This is a genomic window from Nonomuraea candida (assembly GCF_000725485.1).
Lineage (GTDB): Bacteria > Actinomycetota > Actinomycetes > Streptosporangiales > Streptosporangiaceae > Nonomuraea > Nonomuraea candida.
On record NZ_KL647031.1, the window covers coordinates 514,611 to 531,431 of the forward strand.

At 74.6% G+C, this 16,821-nt stretch carries 12 protein-coding genes; 7 read left to right on the forward strand and 5 right to left on the reverse strand.

Going from position 1 to position 16,821, the window contains the following annotated elements:
* Positions 1-4 precede the first annotated feature (4 nt).
* From IO39_RS46295 to IO39_RS46310, 4 genes are all read left to right on the forward strand, one after another.
* On the forward strand, positions 5-748 hold the full coding sequence (locus IO39_RS46295; RefSeq protein WP_043639105.1) for a DUF427 domain-containing protein: 744 nt from the start codon (positions 5-7) through the stop codon (positions 746-748).
* Between the two features lie 63 nt (positions 749-811).
* Entirely contained in the window at positions 812-1,360 is a 549-nt protein-coding gene (locus tag IO39_RS46300; RefSeq protein ID WP_084774709.1) for a GntR family transcriptional regulator, read from the forward strand.
* Positions 1,357-2,304, forward strand: coding sequence for an ABC transporter ATP-binding protein (locus tag IO39_RS46305; protein WP_043639108.1), 948 nt, complete (start codon positions 1,357-1,359; stop codon positions 2,302-2,304). The genes IO39_RS46300 and IO39_RS46305 overlap by 4 nt, the downstream gene beginning before the upstream one ends.
* Positions 2,301-3,263 (forward strand): ABC transporter permease, encoded by a 963-nt coding sequence (locus tag IO39_RS46310; RefSeq protein ID WP_043639112.1) that lies wholly within the window; start codon positions 2,301-2,303, stop codon positions 3,261-3,263. Before IO39_RS46305 ends, IO39_RS46310 begins: the two co-directional genes overlap by 4 nt.
* 48 nt (positions 3,264-3,311) lie before the next feature.
* Here IO39_RS46310 and IO39_RS46315 read toward each other — a convergent pair whose 3' ends face one another.
* Genes IO39_RS46315 through IO39_RS46325 form a run of 3 tightly spaced genes read right to left on the reverse strand, consistent with a single transcriptional unit; the run spans position 3,312 to position 7,489 of the window.
* Complete coding sequence (locus tag IO39_RS46315) at positions 3,312-4,574, reverse strand: M20/M25/M40 family metallo-hydrolase (RefSeq protein ID WP_043639115.1); 1,263 nt, start codon at positions 4,572-4,574, stop codon at positions 3,312-3,314.
* Positions 4,571-6,427 (reverse strand): S9 family peptidase, encoded by a 1,857-nt coding sequence (locus tag IO39_RS46320; RefSeq protein WP_043639118.1) that lies wholly within the window; start codon positions 6,425-6,427, stop codon positions 4,571-4,573. Before IO39_RS46320 ends, IO39_RS46315 begins: the two co-directional genes overlap by 4 nt.
* Positions 6,428-6,436: 9 nt before the next feature.
* Positions 6,437-7,489 carry a C39 family peptidase gene (locus IO39_RS46325; RefSeq protein WP_043639120.1) on the reverse strand — a complete coding sequence of 351 codons (1,053 nt, stop codon included), beginning with the start codon at positions 7,487-7,489 and terminating at the stop codon, positions 6,437-6,439.
* A gap of 89 nt (positions 7,490-7,578) precedes the next feature.
* Here IO39_RS46325 and IO39_RS46330 point away from each other — a divergent pair, with 89 nt between their 5' ends.
* Both IO39_RS46330 and IO39_RS57260 read left to right on the forward strand, forming a co-directional pair.
* Positions 7,579-8,910 carry an SWIM zinc finger family protein gene (locus IO39_RS46330; RefSeq protein ID WP_043639123.1) on the forward strand — a complete coding sequence of 444 codons (1,332 nt, stop codon included), beginning with the start codon at positions 7,579-7,581 and terminating at the stop codon, positions 8,908-8,910.
* Positions 8,907-11,927 carry a DUF7824 domain-containing protein gene (locus tag IO39_RS57260; RefSeq protein WP_043639126.1) on the forward strand — a complete coding sequence of 1,007 codons (3,021 nt, stop codon included), beginning with the start codon at positions 8,907-8,909 and terminating at the stop codon, positions 11,925-11,927. The genes IO39_RS46330 and IO39_RS57260 overlap by 4 nt, the downstream gene beginning before the upstream one ends.
* A gap of 128 nt (positions 11,928-12,055) precedes the next feature.
* Here IO39_RS57260 and IO39_RS46340 read toward each other — a convergent pair whose 3' ends face one another.
* Both IO39_RS46340 and IO39_RS51685 read right to left on the reverse strand, forming a co-directional pair.
* Positions 12,056-13,165 (reverse strand): DUF5925 domain-containing protein, encoded by a 1,110-nt coding sequence (locus IO39_RS46340; RefSeq protein WP_052424231.1) that lies wholly within the window; start codon positions 13,163-13,165, stop codon positions 12,056-12,058.
* A gap of 58 nt (positions 13,166-13,223) precedes the next feature.
* Positions 13,224-14,759 carry a serine/threonine-protein kinase gene (locus IO39_RS51685; protein WP_052424232.1) on the reverse strand — a complete coding sequence of 512 codons (1,536 nt, stop codon included), beginning with the start codon at positions 14,757-14,759 and terminating at the stop codon, positions 13,224-13,226.
* Between the two features lie 96 nt (positions 14,760-14,855).
* Between IO39_RS51685 and IO39_RS46350 the strand changes: the two genes are divergently transcribed.
* The gene (locus tag IO39_RS46350; RefSeq protein WP_043639131.1) at positions 14,856-16,721 is read left to right on the forward strand and encodes a CASTOR/POLLUX-related putative ion channel; all 1,866 of its coding nucleotides are present in this window, start codon (positions 14,856-14,858) and stop codon (positions 16,719-16,721) included.
* Positions 16,722-16,821 lie beyond the last annotated feature (100 nt).

Here is a 16,821-nt window from a genome sequence, read left to right on the forward strand (position 1 = left end):
AGGCATGGATGTCACGAACCGCGGCCGGGTGCGCGTCGAGCGCACGGCCAAGCGTGTGCGGACCTACCTCGGCGGCCGGGCGGTGGCCGACACCACCTCGGCCCTCCTGGTGTGGGAGGTGCCCTACTACCCCACCTACTACTTCCCGCTGAAAGACGTGGACGAGTCCGCGCTGAAGGCCACCGGAGCCACCAAGCACTCCCCGAGCAGGGGTGACGCCGTGGTCTACACGGTCACCTCGGGCGCCGCCGAGGCCGTGGACGCCGCCCTGGCCTACCCCGACTCCCCGCTGGAGCAGATCCGCGGCCACGTCCGCTTCGAGTGGGACGCCATGGACGCCTGGTTCGAGGAGGACGAGGAGGTCTTCTTCCACCCGCGCGACCCGTACACGAGGGTCGACATCCTCGGCAGCTCGCGGCACGTCCGGATCGAGGTGGACGGCGTCACCGTGGCCGAGTCGGCCAGCCCGCGCATCCTCTTCGAGACCGGGCTGCCCGCCCGCTACTACCTGCCGAAGACCGACGTGCGGCTGGACCTGCTGGAGCGCACCGACACCGTCACCCACTGCCCGTACAAGGGCACGGCCGAATACTGGTCGGTCAACGGCAAGAAGGACCTGGCGTGGTCCTACCGGACGCCGCTGCCGGAGAGCGCCAAGGTCGCCGGGCTGATCGCGTTCTACGACGAGAAGCTCGACGTGTACGTGGACGGCGTCCTCCAGGAGCGGCCGAAGAGCAAGTTCGCCTGACGGTTGACAAGAGAGATCCACTGCAACACCCTTTCACTATTCGAATAGTGAAAGGGTGTTTTGGTGATCGATTTCCGCCTTGACCGCGGCTCGGGCGTGTCGACGTACCTGCAGCTCGTCCACCAGGTCAAACAGGCGCTCAGGCTCGGCACGCTGCGTCCCGGCGATCAGTTGCCCACCGCGCGGGAGGTGGTCGAGAGCCTCGCGATCAACCCCAACACGGTGCTCAAGGCGTACCGGGAGCTGGAGCGCGAGGGCCTGGTCGAGGGGCGGCCGGGGATGGGGACGTTCGTGCGGGAGGGGGTCGGCGGGGCGACGCTGGCCGACCACACCCGGCTGCGGCGCGGGCTGGAGGCGTGGGTGCGCGAGGCCCGCGACGCGGGGCTCGACCACGAGGACCTGCGGGCGCTGTTCGCCGTGGTGCTGACCGACGTCACCAGGGACGGGGCCGGCTCCGCGGGTGGGGGAGCCGGGTCCGCGGGTGGGGGAGCGGCGTCCGGGAGCGGGGGAACCGGCGCCGGTCGAAAGGAAGCCGGGCCTTCGAGGCGGGAGGAAGGCGGACCTTCGAGGCGGGAGGAAAGCGGGCCTTCGGGGCAGGAGGGCGTGGCGTGAGGGCCGCGCTGGAGGCGGCCGGGCTGGGCGTCCGCTACCGCCGCGCCTGGGCGCTGCGCGACTGCTCGCTGTCCGTGCCCGCCGGCCGGGTGGCCGCGCTCGTCGGCCCGAACGGCGCGGGCAAGACCACGCTCATGCACGCCGCCGTCGGCCTGCTGCGGCCCGCGCTGGGCAGCGTGCGGGTGCGCGGCGAGGCGGCGTTCGTGGCGCAGGACAAGCCGCTGTACGACGGCTTCACCGTCGCCGAGACGCTCTCCTTCGGCCGCCGGACCAACTCCCGGTGGGACGGCACGTCCGCCGCCGACCGGCTGGGCCGGCTGGGCGTGCCGCTCGGCAGGAAGGTGGGCGGCCTGTCGGGCGGGCAGCGCGCCCAGGTGGCGATCACGCTGGCGCTGGCCAGGCGGCCCGACCTGCTGATCCTGGACGAGCCGCTGGCCAACCTCGACCCGCTCGCCCGGCACGACGTGATGCGCACGGTCATGGCCGAGGTGGCCGAGCGGGAGCTGACCGTGCTGCTGTCCTCGCACGTCGTGGCCGATCTGGAGGAGACCTGCGACTGGCTCGTCGTGCTGAACGGCGGGCGGCTGCAGGTGAGCGGGGACATCGAGGACCTGCTCGGCGAGCATCTCGTGCTGACCGGGCCCGCCGACCTGATCGACGAACCGCCGGGCGGAGCGCCGGGCGAACCGCCGCGTGGAGCGCCGGGCGAACCGCCGGGAGGAGCGTGGGACAGGGGGCGGGGCTTGGCCGGTGGGGTGGCGGGCGGGCCGGTGGTCGTGTCGGCGAGCCGTACCGGACGGCAGGTCAGCCTGCTCGCGCGCGGCGAGCCCCCGCGGGACCCGCGCTGGCAGGTGCGGCGCCCCGGGCTGGACGAGCTCGTCATGGGCCACCTGCGCGGCCCCGGGCCGGCGGCGCTGCCCCGCCTGACGGGGGTGAACGGGTGATCTGGGTGACGTGGCGCCAGCACCGGGCGCAGATCCTCGTGACGGGCGGATTCCTGGCGCTGCTGGGCCTGCTGCTGCTCGGCTCGGCCGTGGAGGCGGGCGTGTACGTCGCCGGCCACGCCCCGCCCGGCTGCCCGGGGCCCGCCGTGGCCTGCGGCGAGGTGGAAGTGGGGCTGGCGTACCGCTATGAAGCGGTCTACACGGTGTTCGGCTGGATGCCGCTGGTGCTGCCCGCGCTGATCGGGGCGTTCTGGGGCGCGCCGCTGCTCGGCCGCGAGTACGAGCGCGGCACCCACCGCCTGGCCTGGACCCAGTCCGTCCCGGTGTGGCGGTGGCTGGCGGTCAAGCTCGCGCTGCTGGGCGGGGCGGTCGTGGCGGGCGGGCTGCTGCTGTCGGCGATGGTCAGCCTGTGGCGGCCGGTGTTCCGGGCGGGCGTCGACTCCACCTTCGGCAACATCGGCGTCTTCAACATGGTCGGGGTGGCGCCGGCGGCCTGGTGGCTGTACGCGTTCGCGCTGGGCACCCTGGCCGGCGCCCTGTTCCGGCGTACGCTGCCCGCGATGGCCCTGGTGGTGGCCGGGGTGGCGGCGACGATGTTCACGCTGCTCCAGGTGAGCGACCACTACGCCGAGCCGGTGCGGGCCGAGCTGTCCGGCACCGTGCTGCTGGACGACCCCGACGCCCGGCTGGTGCGCGGCGCCTGGGTGGAGCCGTCCGGCAGGGAGGTCGCCGAGCCGCCGGCCGGCTCCTGCCCGCGCCGGGCCGACGCGGGACGCAGCAGCAGGAACGCGGAGGCGTGGCAGGAGTGCCTGTTCGCCAAGGGGTACCGGTACGCCGTCTACTACCATCCGCCGGCCAGATTCTGGCGCTTCCAGTGGACCGAGGCGGGCATCCTGGTGCTCGCGTCGGGGGCGCTCGGCGGCCTGGCCGTCCGCCGCACGCTCCGCCGCCCCGGCTGACGCCGCCCCCGCCCGGCCGGACGGGTTTCCGGCCGGGCGGGCCCGCCGCTACGTGAACAGCCGGGTCAGGACGCGGGTGCCGAACTCCAGGCCCTCCACGGGCACGCGCTCGTCCTTGCCGTGGAACATCCCGAAGTAGTCCAGGTCGGGCCGGAGCATGAGCGGCGCGAAGCCGTAGCCCTTGATGCCGAGCGCGGCGAAGGACTTGGCGTCCGTGCCGCCCGCCATCACGTACGGCACCGGCCGGGCCGCCGGGTCCTCGGCCACCAGGCACGAGGCGAGCCGGTCGAAGAACGGCGAGGGGTAGGGCGCGTCGGGCGCGTCCTCCAGGTTCACGAACTCGCGGGTGACCTTCGGCCCGAGCAGCTCGTCGATCGTGGCCAGGAACTCCTCCTGCAGCCCCGGCATGAACCGCCCGTCCACGTGCGCCGAGGCCGTCGCGGGCACGACGTTGACCTTGTAGCCGGCCTCCAGCATGGTGGGATTGGCCGAGTTGCGGATCTGGCTCTTGAACAGGCTGCCCAGCGGCCCGAGCCGGGCGGCCTCGGCGTCGAGCCGGTCCAGGTCGATCGGCTGTCCGGTGATCTCCGACAGGCTCCGGATGAGCGCCACGACCGGCGGCGTCAGGCGCACCGGCCACTCGTGGGCCGCCACCCGCGACAGCGCGTGCACCAGCGTCGCGACCGGGTTGTCGACCGGCGGGCGCGACCCGTGCCCGGCCACGCCGTGCGCGGTCAGCTCCATCCAGGCGGTGCCGCGCTCGCCCACCGCGATCGGGTAGACCCGGTGCCCGCCGGAGCTCACGCTGAACCCGCCCGACTCGCTGATGGCCTCGCTCACCCCGTCGAACAGCTCCCGGTGCGCGCTGACGGCGTGCCGGGAGCCGTAGTCGCCGGTGGCCTCCTCGTCGGCCAGGAACGCCAGCACCAGGTCCCGCCGGGGCCGCTCGCCCCGCGCCAGCATGCCGAGCACGGCCGACAGGGTCATCGCGCACGAGCCCTTCATGTCGACCGCGCCCCGGCCGTACACGCAGCCGTCGGTGATCTCGCCGGAGAACGGGTGCATCCGCCACTCCGACGGGTCGGCGGGCACCACGTCGAGGTGGCCGTGCACGAGCAGCGCGTCGGGGGAGTCGCCGTCGATCCTGGCCACGACCGTGGTCCGCTTCGGAGCCGACTCGAACACGACCGGCTCCAGGCCCGCGTCGGCCAGCAGCGTGGCGACGTACTCGGCCGCCGGCCGCTCCCCGGAGCCCGGATTGGTGGTGTCGAACCTGATCAGATCCGAGCAGATCTCGGCAACGCTCTTCACGCTCTTCCCTTCAGTGTCAAAGGCGGCACCCCGGGCGTCTCCATGTCGAAGATCAGCTCGTAGAAGGCCAGCTCGGCCTCGAGCACCGCGACGATAGTCTCCTCCCTGCGCCAGCCGTGCTGCTCGCCGGGGAAGGTGAGCAGGGCCCACTCTTTGCCGTGCCTGTCCAGTTCGGCGGTGAAGCGCCGGGCCTGGCTCACGTCCACGATGGCGTCTTCCAGGCCGTGCAGCATGAGGCACGGGCCGGAGGCGCGGGAGGCGTGCAGCAGCGGCGAGCGCTCGCTGTAGCGCTCGCGCGTCTCGGGCAGCGGCCCCACCAGGCCGTCGAGATAGCGGGACTCGAAGTCGTGGGTCTCGGCCGCCCAGCTCTCCGGGTCGGTGATCGCGTAGTGCGCCACCCCGCCCGCGAACACGTCGCTGTGCACCAGCGCCGCCACCGTGGTCCAGCCGCCCGCGCTGCCGCCCCTGATGGCCAGCTTGGCCGCGTCGGCGCGGCCCAGCTCGACCAGGCCGCGCGCCACCTTGGCGCAGTCCTGCACGTCCACCACGCCCCACTGGTGGCGCAGCCGCTCCCGGTAGGCGCGGCCGTAGCCGGTCGAGCCCCCGTAGTTCACGACGGCGACGCCGATGCCCCGGCTGGTGAAGTAGGCGATCTCCAGGTCGAGCACGAGCGGCAGGTTCCCGGTGGGGCCGCCGTGCACGAAGATCACGTACGGGCCCGGCCCGCGCTCCCCGGCCGGCGGGTAGAGGTGCGCGTGCACGCCCTCGATCGTGACGGCCTCGGGCGTGGGCAGCAGCGCCCGGTCCGGCAGCGGCTTGCGCGGCGAGACGACCTCGTGCGCGCCGTCGTCCAGCCCGACGAGCGTGACCTCCAGCGGCGTGTACGGCGTCGCCCCCACGGCCGCCACCCGGCCGCCGGCGACGGAGACGGTCGAGGACCAGTGCGTGTTCGCGCCGCCGATCTCCCGCAGGCCGCCGCCGTCCGGGTCGAGCACGCCCAGGCGGCGGTGGTCGGGGGTGCCGTAGACGACCGCCAGGCGGCCGTCCCCGGCGACGGCGAAGCAGGTCAGGCCCGGTTTCCAGGCCGCCGCGCCGAACTCCAGCTCCATCGGGGCCAGGTTGCGGGCGGGGGAGCCGTCCAGGGGGACCAGGTGCACGTTCCACCAGCCGGTGGGGTCCGTCACCGCGTACAGGCCGGCGCCGTCGCGCCATTCGGCCTGGGCGACGGACTCGCGGGGGCCGCCCGCGACCACCTCGTACGGGCCGGCCGTGCCGTCCGCGCCGAGCGGGGCGACGCACAGCTCGGTGCCGTCCCACGGCATGTTGGGGTGGTCCCAGCCGATCCAGGCGACATGTCGTCCGTCAGGCGAGATTCGGGGGTTCATCAGGAAATGCTGGGCTTTGGCGATGACTCTGAGCGGGCCCCCGTCCAGCGGCACCGCCACCAGGTCCCGCACGTCACGCAGCTCCCTGACCGCCCACACCTCGTCACGGCCCGGCGGGAGGTAGAGGTCGCCGTACCGGGCCTCGCCCTCTGGCGTGAGCGGCGCCGGCGCGGCGCCGTCGAGGCGGTAGAGCCGCTGGTCGGCCCAGTTCGTGAAGACCAGGCCGCCGCCGGGCAGGGGGCGCCAGGAGCGGCCGCCGTACTCGACGAGGCGGTTGCGGGCGTTCCAGCCCGCCGGCAGCGCGTCGACGCGGGACCCGTCCGGCAGGCGGCGCACCACGCAGCGCCTGCCGCCCTCGTGCGGGCGCGGCTCGTCCCACCACACCTCGACGCCGGCGGGCGTGGCCACCGCCTCCACCCACTGGGGGCCGCCGTCGGTACGGGCCACGTCGATCGGTCGAATGCTCATGAACTTGACTCACCAATTGCCGTTGATCGAAGGAGGAAGAGGAAAGTCCGCGGGATGCACGACGTAGGCGATGCCGCCGCTGCCCGAGGCCCGCAGCCACACGTGCTCGAAGGCCGCCCGGGGGTAGACCCGGCGGACCTCGGCCTCCCCGGCGGCCGCGGGGTCGTTGACGACGACGTCGCCGCCGGCCGTGAAACCGGTGACGACCAGGATGTGGCCGCTGGTGGAGTAGCAGGAGCCGGGCAGCTCGTGCGCCTTGAACGACTGCGAGGTGATCACCGGGATGCCGGCCCGCACGAACAGCTCCAGCTCCGCCGCCGAGCGCAGCCGCGTGACGAACCCGGCCAGCCCGTACCGCCCCGCGTAGGCCACGTTGAACGGCCAGTTGCCGGTGCCCTGGTAGCTCTCGTCGTACGTGCCGGCCGCCGCGTGGTCCACCATCGGCGCCGGGTCGCCGTCGCCCACCCAGCCCAGCTCGTCCGGCTCCGGGCCGCGCCCCCAGAAGCCCAGCACCATGGCCACCGAGGCGGGGCTGCACCAGTTGACGCCGCCGCCGTCGTAGCGCGGATGGTGCCCGGCGTGCGTGTGCTGCGAGTGCCGGGGCACCGCCAGCTCCACGGCCCCGCCGGGGCCCGGCGGGCTCGGCTCGGGCGGGTGGCGCGGCAGGGCCGAGGCCATCACGCCCAGCCCGGTCACCCGGGCGCCGGCGCCGTGCCGGGTCACGCGCACCTGGTAGGCCACCACCGGCCGCCTGGCCACGAACGTGTCCACCGCGACGTCCCCGTGCCCGTCCCCCTGGCCGGGCACCGAGGTGCGCGGGGCGCCGTGCTCGGACCAGCGGCCCATGACGTACCACTTGGTCAGCTCGCCCTCGGCCGTCCGGGCGCGCAGCGCGACCTCGATCCAGGAGCCGGGCGGGGTGCGCGCGGTCCACGACGGCACGAGCTGGGTGGCGGCGAACCCGATCGGCCGTTCCTCGCCGGTCCACGCCTCGGCCCCGTCAGGTACGACGAAACGGGCGAAGGCCACACGGGCCAGATCGACGGTGAGCACCAGGCACATTGTGGTTTTGTACCCCGTGTCGCCACATCGGATGGTTTACGTACCAGGGGCGGCGATTTGTGTCGGTGATCATCTCTATGGTTCGGGGCATGACTTCAGCGACACAGGCGTACGCCTACGCCGGCCCTTCCACGCTCACCGGGGGCAGGCTCGGGCTGTCCACCTCCGGCGGCACCGCGTTGTCCGGGCCCCAGGCCCACCCCAGGTTCTTCAGCGGCCTGCTCACCCACGCCGCCCCGGCCGCCGCCGGGCTGCTGGCCGTGGCCGACGTGGCGCTCGCCCGCTACCACCAGCCGCGCCCCGGCTGGACCCGCGACCCGGTGGTGACCTGCGACGGCGGGCGGCTGCGCTTCGAGTCGTTCTCCGCCTGCGGCGGCGTCTACGCCCGCCTCGACGTGCTCGGCCTCGACGGCGACGTACTCGACCGGGGCACCACCAACGTCGACGTCAACGGCCCGCTGCGCGAGGCGCTGGCCAGGGTGGGCGGCAAGGACCCGCTGCACCTGGGCGTCGGGCCCGACGAGCTGACCGTCACCACGCTCGACGGCGCGGTGGTGGAGAAGAAGGTGCCGCTGCCGGCGCGGTGGCTGCGCGGGTTCGCCGAGGTGCAGGTGATGGCCGCGGGCTGGGACCTGCGGGCCGAGCTGGCCGCGCCGCAGGCCGTGCGCTTCCTGCGCGCCCTGCCCAAGGGCGCCCGCTCCACCGTCTGGGCCGTCCCCGCGGGCCGCGACCTGCGGCTGTCGGCCGCCGCCGGGCGCGGCGGCGTGTGCCTGGCCGGCACCGGCCGGGTCGCCACGCTGCTGCCGCTGCTGCGCTTCGCCAGGGCGCTGCGCGTCTACGGGCCCGCCGACGGCTCCTCCACGGCCAGTGCGTGGGAGCTGGAGCTGCCCGGCATGCGTTACGCGCTGGCCGTCTCGCCGCAGCCGTCACGCGGCTTCTCCGGGGAGGGCCAGGTCCTCGACGACCTGGCCACCGAGGAGGCCGCGGGCGACGCCGACGTGGTCGGCATGCTGCTCAACTTCGAGCCCACCGTCGAGCTGGGGCTGCTCGCCGGCCGCTCGGGGCTGCCGGTCGAGCGCGTACGCGCCGCGCTCACCCAGCTCGGCGCCGCCGGCCGGGTCGGCTACGACCTGCACGACGCCGGCCACTTCCACCGGGAGCTGCCCTACGACAAGGAGCAGGTGGCCGAGCTCAACCCGCGGCTCACGGCGGCCAGGAAGCTCGTGGACTCCGGCTCCGTGCGCCTGCTGGGCGACGGCCGGGCCGAGGTGACCACCTCCGGCGGCGTGCGCGACGTCGGCATCACCGAGGGCTCGTGCACGTGCCCGTGGTGGTTCGACCACCGGGGCTCGCGGGGGCCGTGCAAGCACGTCCTGTCGGCCAGGATCGCCGCCCGGGCGGCGGTGGAGGCGACCCTGTGACGCCGGGTTCGGTCCAGGACTCCGGCGAGACCGGACAGCCCGGCCCGCCGGGAGACCCGGGTGCCGGCGGGTCGGCGTGGGCGGCGGTGGTGGCGGCCATCGACGCCGGGGACCCCGACGAGGTGGCCGCGCGCGTGCTGGGCCTCGACGAACGGGGCCGCCGCGAGGTGGCCGCAGCGCTTCCCGCCCACCTCCCCGTGGCCGAGAAACGCGCGCAGGCGCGCAGGATGGCGCGCGTGACCCGGCGCGAACGGCAGAACGAGGCCGCCTGGCAGGAGCACCTGCGCGCCGCCGCCCGCGCCGGCCGTACCGTCTACGACCACGAACGCCTGCGCTGGGACGCCCCCTGGAACCGCCCCGTCCTCCCCGGCCGCGACGAGCGGTGGGCCGGCGCGATGCGGGTGGCGGGCGCGGCGGCCTTCGCGGGGCCCGCGGCGGTCGCCGCCTGGCTCAACCGCCGCGACCTCCAGGAGCGGCCCAACGACGGCTCCTGGGCCGTGCTCGAACGCGTGCTGGCGCTCCGCCCCGCCGCCTGGCAGGCCGACTTCGCCGTCCGCGCCGCGCGCCGGCTCCGCCCCGTCACACGCGGGCGCGGCGGCCACGACCCCATGGCCGCGCTCGTGCTGTCCCTGCTGCGCCGCAGCGGCGCCGTCCCGCCCGGGCACGACCCGCTCGTGGTGGCCTGGGCGGCCCGCCCGCCCCTCGCGGCCGGCCTGGCCGGCGACCCGCTGCTCGACCACCTCCTGCCCCGGCTGTTCGAGGCCGAGGGCGTCGGACGGGCCCTGCGCGACGAGCGCGCCGACCCGCCCGCGCCGACCGGCTGGCTGGGCGCGCTCCTGGCCCTGGAACGGGACGGCCGGATCGGCCGCGACCTGCTGCTCGACGGGTGCCTGCGCCGCTTCCTGCGCGGCGGCGAGGTCGCCGACCTGCGCTTCTTCGTACGCCTGCATGAGCTGCTCGGCCCCACCCCCGACGAGGTGAGCCGGCGCCGCCACGACTACCTGAGGCTGCTGCCCGCCGCGCCGGGGACCGTCGCCGAGCAGGCGCTCAGGCACCTGCGGCGGCTGCCCGACCTGGACCCGGAGGACGTGACGGAGGCGCTGCTCGCGCTGCTGTCCAGGGGCGAGCGCAAGCTGCTGACCGCCGGGCTCACCTGGCTCGACGAGGTCGCCGCCGACCCCTCGACCGACCTCGCCGCGCTGGCGCCCGCGCTCGGGTACGCCTTCGCCTGCGAGTCCGCCGACGTGCAGGGGCGGGCGGTGCGGCTGGTGGTCAAGCACGCCAAGCGATTCGGCGCGGAGGGCGCCCGGGCCGTCAGGGACGCGATCGCCGTCCTGCCGGGGGATCTCGGGGAGACGCTGGCGGCGGTGTTCGGCGGGGAGGCGTGGCAGGACCCGCGCGAGGCCGACGGGTTCACGCCCGTGCCGCTGCCCGCGCCGCTCGCGGCCGCGCCGTTCCCCCCGCCCGTCACGGCGGCCGGGGAGCTGGAGGTGCGGCCGAAGGAGGGCCGGTGGGAGGCCGGGGAGCTGTGGCTGGCCGGCGTCGTCCGCCTCTGCTCCGCCGACCCTGCCGCCCTCGCCGCCCGCCTGGCCGCCGCCCGCCCGGCCGAGAGCCGGCCGGAGGAGGAGGCCGGGCACCGGCTGGAGGTGTCGGGGTGGGCCGAGGAGATCGCCCGCCTCGTGGTGAGGGAGGCCGGGCCGGGCCGTCCGGCAGCGACGCCTTCCGAAGCGGTGCGCGGAGAGGAGGCTCTTGGCGCCGGCACGGGGCCGGGGACGGGCACGGGGACGGGGACGGGCGTGGAGGCGCGGCGGGGGAAGGGGGCGCGGGTGCCTGGGGCCGGGGAGGCGCCGGGGCCGCATCGGTTCCTGCTGTGGCGCTGGGCGGAGGTGTACGAAGCGATCGAGGCCGGGACGGCGCCGCCGTACCTGCTGGCCGAGCCCACCGCGATGACCGGTCACCTCGACCCGGGGGAGCTGGTGGAGCGGCTGGCGGGCTACGAGCGGGCCGGGGCCGCGCCGCTCCCCGCAGACCTGCAGCAGGCCCTGCTCCGGCTGCCGCGCGAGATCCCGCCGGACGTGGTGGCGCGGGCGGCCCGGCTCACCTCCGGCGCGGGCCGGGCGGCGGCCCGGTGGATGGGCGGCGACCGGCCCGAACCCCTCACGCGCATCACCTGGTGGTACTACCCGCCGGCCGGGACACCCGGCCATGGCGACCGGCGCCCCTACGACAACGACCACGACACGGCCGGACCGGGGTCGGGACTGTCCGAGCTGGCGTCGCAGCTTCACCTCACGCCGCTCCCGGAACCGTCGAGGGCCGATCGGGGCTTCCCCCGCGACGGGGCAGGGGCCGGTGACGTGGGGGGAGGGCCGGCGTGGGTCCGGGAGCTGCTGGGCGGGGAGGTCGGGCACGGGCTCAAGGAGCACGACGGGCTCATGTCCTGGTGGCCGTACCTGATGCCGTCCGACCGGGAGGCCGTCGCGGCTCACCTCGTGCCGCACCTGACCGAGCGGTGGCAGCGGGCCCGGGCCGAGCCGGCCCAGGCGTGGGCCCTGGCGCTGGCCGACGGGCCGGCGGGGGAGGCGGTCGCGCTCGTGCAGGCGTACTTCGCGGCCGACCGGGCCCGCTCCGCCGACCCGCGGGCGCGGGCGCGGCCGCTGGTGGAGCTGGCCGCCCGCGGTGACCTCGACGCCGAGCAGGTGGGGCGGCAGCTCGCGCTGCTCGTCCGCAGGACGGAGCTCAAGCCGGGGCCGGTGTTCGAGACCCTGGAACGCGCGGCGGCGCTCGGGGCGCAGCGGGAGGTGTGGCGGATCATGACGGGGTTCCTGGCCGTGTTCCTGCCGGGACCGGGGGAGCGTTCGCACACCCGGCACACGCAGGGGCTGGTGTTCGCCGCGCGGGCGGCGCGGTGGGCGCGGGCGCGCGGGGCGGTGCCGTGCGTGGCGGAGATCGCGGCGCGCCGGGCGTCGAACAACTTCGTCAGGGAAGCCCGCCGGCTCCACACCTACCTCACCTGATCCCACCCCCGCGGTCCTGCCGCACCACGGGACAGACCGACCGGGGCCCGCGCGCACGGCGCGGGCCGCTGGTCCTCAGGCCCAGGGGCAGCCCTCTGGCCGACGGCCCCCGAGGGGGTGGGGAGGGGTCAGAGGTAGAGGCCGGTGGACTCGTCGCCCATGGTCGGGGCGATGTCGCGGCCGGCGCGCAGGGCGTACAGCTGGGCCAGCGTCGCCCCCGCCGGCCCCACCCCTTCCGACCGGCCCAGCCACGCGACCGCCTCCTCCTTGCTCAGCGGCCCCACCTCGACCTGCGCCAGGCAGCGGCCCGGGCGGACGACGGCGGGGTGGAGGCGGGCCAGGTCCTCGTTGGTGGTGATCGCCACCAGGACGTCACGGCCCTGGCCGAGCAGCCCGTCGGTGAGGTTGAGCAGGCGCGACAGCCCCTGCCCCGCCTGGGCCTTCGCGCCCGCGCTGATCATCTCGTCGCAGTCCTCCAGCACCAGCAGGCGCCAGCGCTGCGCGTCCTCGTCGGTGTCGTAGCCGACCGCCACCTCCATCAGGTAGCCGGGCTCGTTGAACAGCCGCTCGGGGTCGAGCACGCAGTCCACCTGGCACCAGTCGCGCCACTGCTTGGCCAGCGAGCGCAGCAGCGTGGTCTTGCCGGTGCCGGGCTCCCCGTGCAGCAGGATGAGGCGGCCGTTGACGTCGGCGGGCGTGACCGCCATCAGCCGTTCGAGCGCCGGGCGGGCCTTGGCCGAGTAGTTGGTCTTGATCTCGTCCCACGGCTGTGCGGTGATCGGCTTCTCGGAGCGCGTGCCGCCGTGCATGCCGCGCCACCAGAAGCCCATCTCGACGTGGTCGACGTCGGGCACGGGCTCTTCGGCGCCCTCGATGCTCTCGGCGAGCACGGTCTTGGCCAGGTCTTCGTCGACCGCCGTCACGCTGACGGTGGCGCTGCGGTTGCGGTGGCGCACCACGCGCAGCGTCCAGCCGTCGCCGCAGATCAGCCGCGACTCGGAGCCGTCCTCGACCCGTGCGGTGCGCAGGACGCGCCCGCCGGCGGGGGCGAGCGTGGCGTCCGGGCGTACGCGCTCCAGGTTGGCCAGGCGGGACCACGGCTGCGCGCCCGTCGCGAACGGCGACAGCGCCAGGGCGTCGATGACGTCGATGGCAGAGTCGGCGTCGTCGATCCAGATGTTCATCGGGAGCTCAGAAGAGTCCGGGCTGGGGAACGGCACCTCCCTAATCACAGACATACCGTTAATGATCTCCGTCTCGGGGCCGGATGTCGAAGGGTTTTGACGGGGAATCCGCTTAGTTCTTCTTGAGGGTACCCGTCTGCGTGACGAGTCCGAGGCCCGGAACGTCGCGCCAGGTGTAGGTGAGCGTGTCACCCGCCAGTTCGAGCGTGATCGTGCCGGGGATGCAGTTGCCGTCGTTCTGGCCCAGGCTGAAGGTCAGCCTGCCGCTCTCCACCTTGGTCAGCGTGATGTCGCCCTGGCACTCGGCGTTGTCGTGCTTCTCCTCCCACGCCGCCGTGGACTCTCCTTCCTCCAGGTCCACCGTGTTCTCCGCGCCGTCGGGGTCGAGCGGGTTGGTGCTCGTGGTGTGGCCCGACCACTTCCCTTCGAACGCGGCCGGGATCTCGAGGCCGGGGCCGGCCTTGGTCTCCCCGGCCGGCGCCGACCCGGACGGCGAGGGTTCCGGGGTCGGCGAAGACGGCGGGGTCCGCGGGTCCTGGGCGGGCTGCGAGGTCTGGGGCGACGGCCCGGCGTCCGTGGTGGCGGCCACGGGCGGACGTACGCGGTCGTCGTCCGTGGCCGGGGCGCGGTTCATCAGCAGGACGGCGGCGCCGGTCGCGCCCAGGACGGCCACGGTCACCACGACGGCGGCGAGGCCGGCCCGCGACCGGCCCCCGCGCCGCGCGCCACCCGTGGTCTCCACGGGCGCCCGCGGCCCGGTGGGCCCGCCGTCATGCCCGCCGCCCTGGGGGCGCGCCGGCGGGGCGGCGGGGGCAGGGGGTGGCGGGCCGGTGTCCTGGCGGACGCCCTGCGGCGGGGTGCGGGGGTTGACCAGGGAGACCATGAGCTGCGCCGCCGTCGGCCGCCGCGCCGGGTCCTTGGCCAGGCAGGAGGCGATCACGTGGTGCAGCCGGTCCGGCAGCGCCGACAGGTCCGGCTCCGCGTGCAGCACCCGGTGCAGCACCGCCGGCACGGTGTCGGCGCCGAACGGGCTCGTGCCCGTGGCCGCGTACACCATCGAGGCGGCCCACGCGAACACGTCGGAGGCCGGCCCCGCGGGCGCTCCGCCGATCTGCTCGGGCGCCAGGTACGCGGGCGTGCCGATCAGCCCCGACGTCATGGTCGCCGCGCCGTCGGCCCTGGCGATGCCGAAGTCCACCACCCGCGGCCCATCAGGGCCGAGCAGCACGTTGGCCGGTTTGAAGTCGCGGTGCACGATCCCGGCCGCGTGGATGGCCGCCAGCGCGGTGGCCGTGCCGACGACGAGGCGCTCCAGCTCGCCGCCGCGCAGGGGGCCGCGCGCGGCGACCCGCTCGGACAGTGAAGGGCCTTCGACGTATTCGCTCACCACGTACGGCCGCGCCCCGCTCGCCGAGACGCCGATCACCCGGGCGGTGCAGAAGGAGGCGATGCTCTCCAGGGCGTCCAGCTCGCGCGCCAGGCGGGCCCGCGTGGCCGCGTCACCCGTGTTCAGCAGCTTGATCGCGACCGGCTCGCCGTCGCCGTCGTGGGCGAGGTAGACCACGCCCTGCCCGCCTTCGCCGATCCGGCCGGCCAGGCGGTAGCCGCCCAGCGCCGCCGGGTCGTCGGGGGTGAGGGGGTGCACCATAGGGCGATACGTTACCGGTCGTCATGCGGAAGCCAAGATCCACCGGTACCTTGTGTCGTCGACTCAAATCACTCCTTACACGGAGGTATCGGGGAAGTGTCGAAGGTCACGTTCCGCGAACGGGCGCGGTACTGGTTCGACAACACCATGTCCAGGGGCACGGCATCGCTGATCGGGTGGCTGGCGGTGGCGTCGATCGCGCTGATCGTGATCGTGACGGGCCTGACGATGTGGCTGGCGCCCGGCGAGCCGGAGGGAGTGGGCCACGCGGGGGAAGTGCTCTGGATCGCGCTCATGCACGCCCTGACCCCGGGCAAGGTGGCCAGCGACCAGGGCTCGATCGCGTACATGACCGTGATGTTCGTGTGCTCCCTGGGCGGCCTGTTCATCGTCAGCATGCTCGTCGGCCTGCTGGCCAACGGGCTGAAGCAGAAGGTGGACCGCCTGCGCAAGGGCCGGTCGCGCATCGTGGAGTCCGGGCACACGGTGATCCTGGGCTGGTCGGACCAGGTGTTCACGATCGTGTCCGAGCTGGTCAAGGCGCACGCCAGCCAGAAGGGCTCGGTGATCGCCGTGCTGGCGGAGCGTGACAAGCTGGAGATGGAGGACGCGATCCGCGAGCACGTCGGCGACCTGGGCAGGACCCGCGTGGTCTGCCGCACCGGCCGGCCCACCGAGCCGCGCGACCTCGCGCTGATGAACCTGGCCGAGGCCCGCTCCGTGGTCGTGCTCTCCCCCGGGGGCGAGGACCCCGACGCGCACGTGATCAAGATCCTGCTCGCCCTGGCCAAGCGGCACGGCGCGCACCCGCCCGTGGTCGCCGGGCTCACCTCCAGCCGCAACATCGCCGCCGCCCGCCTGGCCGGGGGCCCCGACGTGCACCTGGTCGACTCCGACGACACCGCCTCCCGGCTCATCGTGCAGTCCTCGCGCCAGTCCGGCATGTCGGTGGTCTGCATGGACCTGCTGAACTTCGACGGCGGCGAGATCTACCTGCGCACGCCGAAGAAGCTCGTCGGCGTCACGTACGGCGACGCGCTGCACGCCTACCAGACCGCCTCCGTGATCGGCCTGCGCCGGCCCACCGGCGTCGTGCTGAACCCGCCCTCCGACACCGTCATCGACGCCGAGGACCAGGTCATCGTCATCGCGCACGACGACTCCCACGTCCGCCTGGCCGCCGGCAAGCCGTCGCTGGACGAGTCCGCGATCGTCGTGGCCGGCCACGCGCCCACCCAGCCCGAGCGCACGCTCCTGCTCAACTGGAACGGCCGCGCCGAGCAGATCATCCGCTACCTCGACGGCTACGTCGCCCCCGGCTCGGTCCTGGAGATCGCCGCCGACCACCCCGGCGCGGGCGCGGACCTGGTGGGCCTGCGCAACCTCACGGTGAACGTCAAGGACTGCGACACCACCGACAGGTTCGCCCTGGAGTCGCTCGGCGTCGGCCTGTTCCAGCACGTCATCGTGCTGTCGGACGACCGCTTCGACGCCCACCACGCCGACACGCGCACGCTCATGACGCTGCTGCAGCTACGCGACATGCAGAGCACGCTGGGCGAGCACTACTCGATCGTCAGCGAGATGCACGACGAGAACAACCGCGCGCTGGCCGAGGTCACCGAGGCCGACGACATCGTGATCAGCGACACCGTCATCGGCCTGCTGCTGGCCCAGCTCGCCGAGAACCGGCACCTGGCGGACGTGTTCGCCTACCTCTTCGACTCGCACGGCTCGGAGATCTACCCCCGCCCCGCCGGCGACTACGTCAAGACGGGCACGCAGGTGTCGTTCTCCACGGTGGTGGAGTCGGCGCGGCGCAGGGGCGAGACCGCGATCGGCTATCGCAACGCCACCGCCCGCAACGACCCCCCGCACTACGGCATCGTGCTGAACCCCGACAAGACGACGCCCATCGTCCTGGGCCAGAAGGACTCGGTCATCGTCCTCGCCGAACGCTAGAACGCCGGCCCGCCAGAACGCCGGCCCCCAGAACGCGGGCCCATCAGAACGCCGAACGGCAGAACGCCGGAACGCCGGTCGCCTATCGGTGGATCAGTTA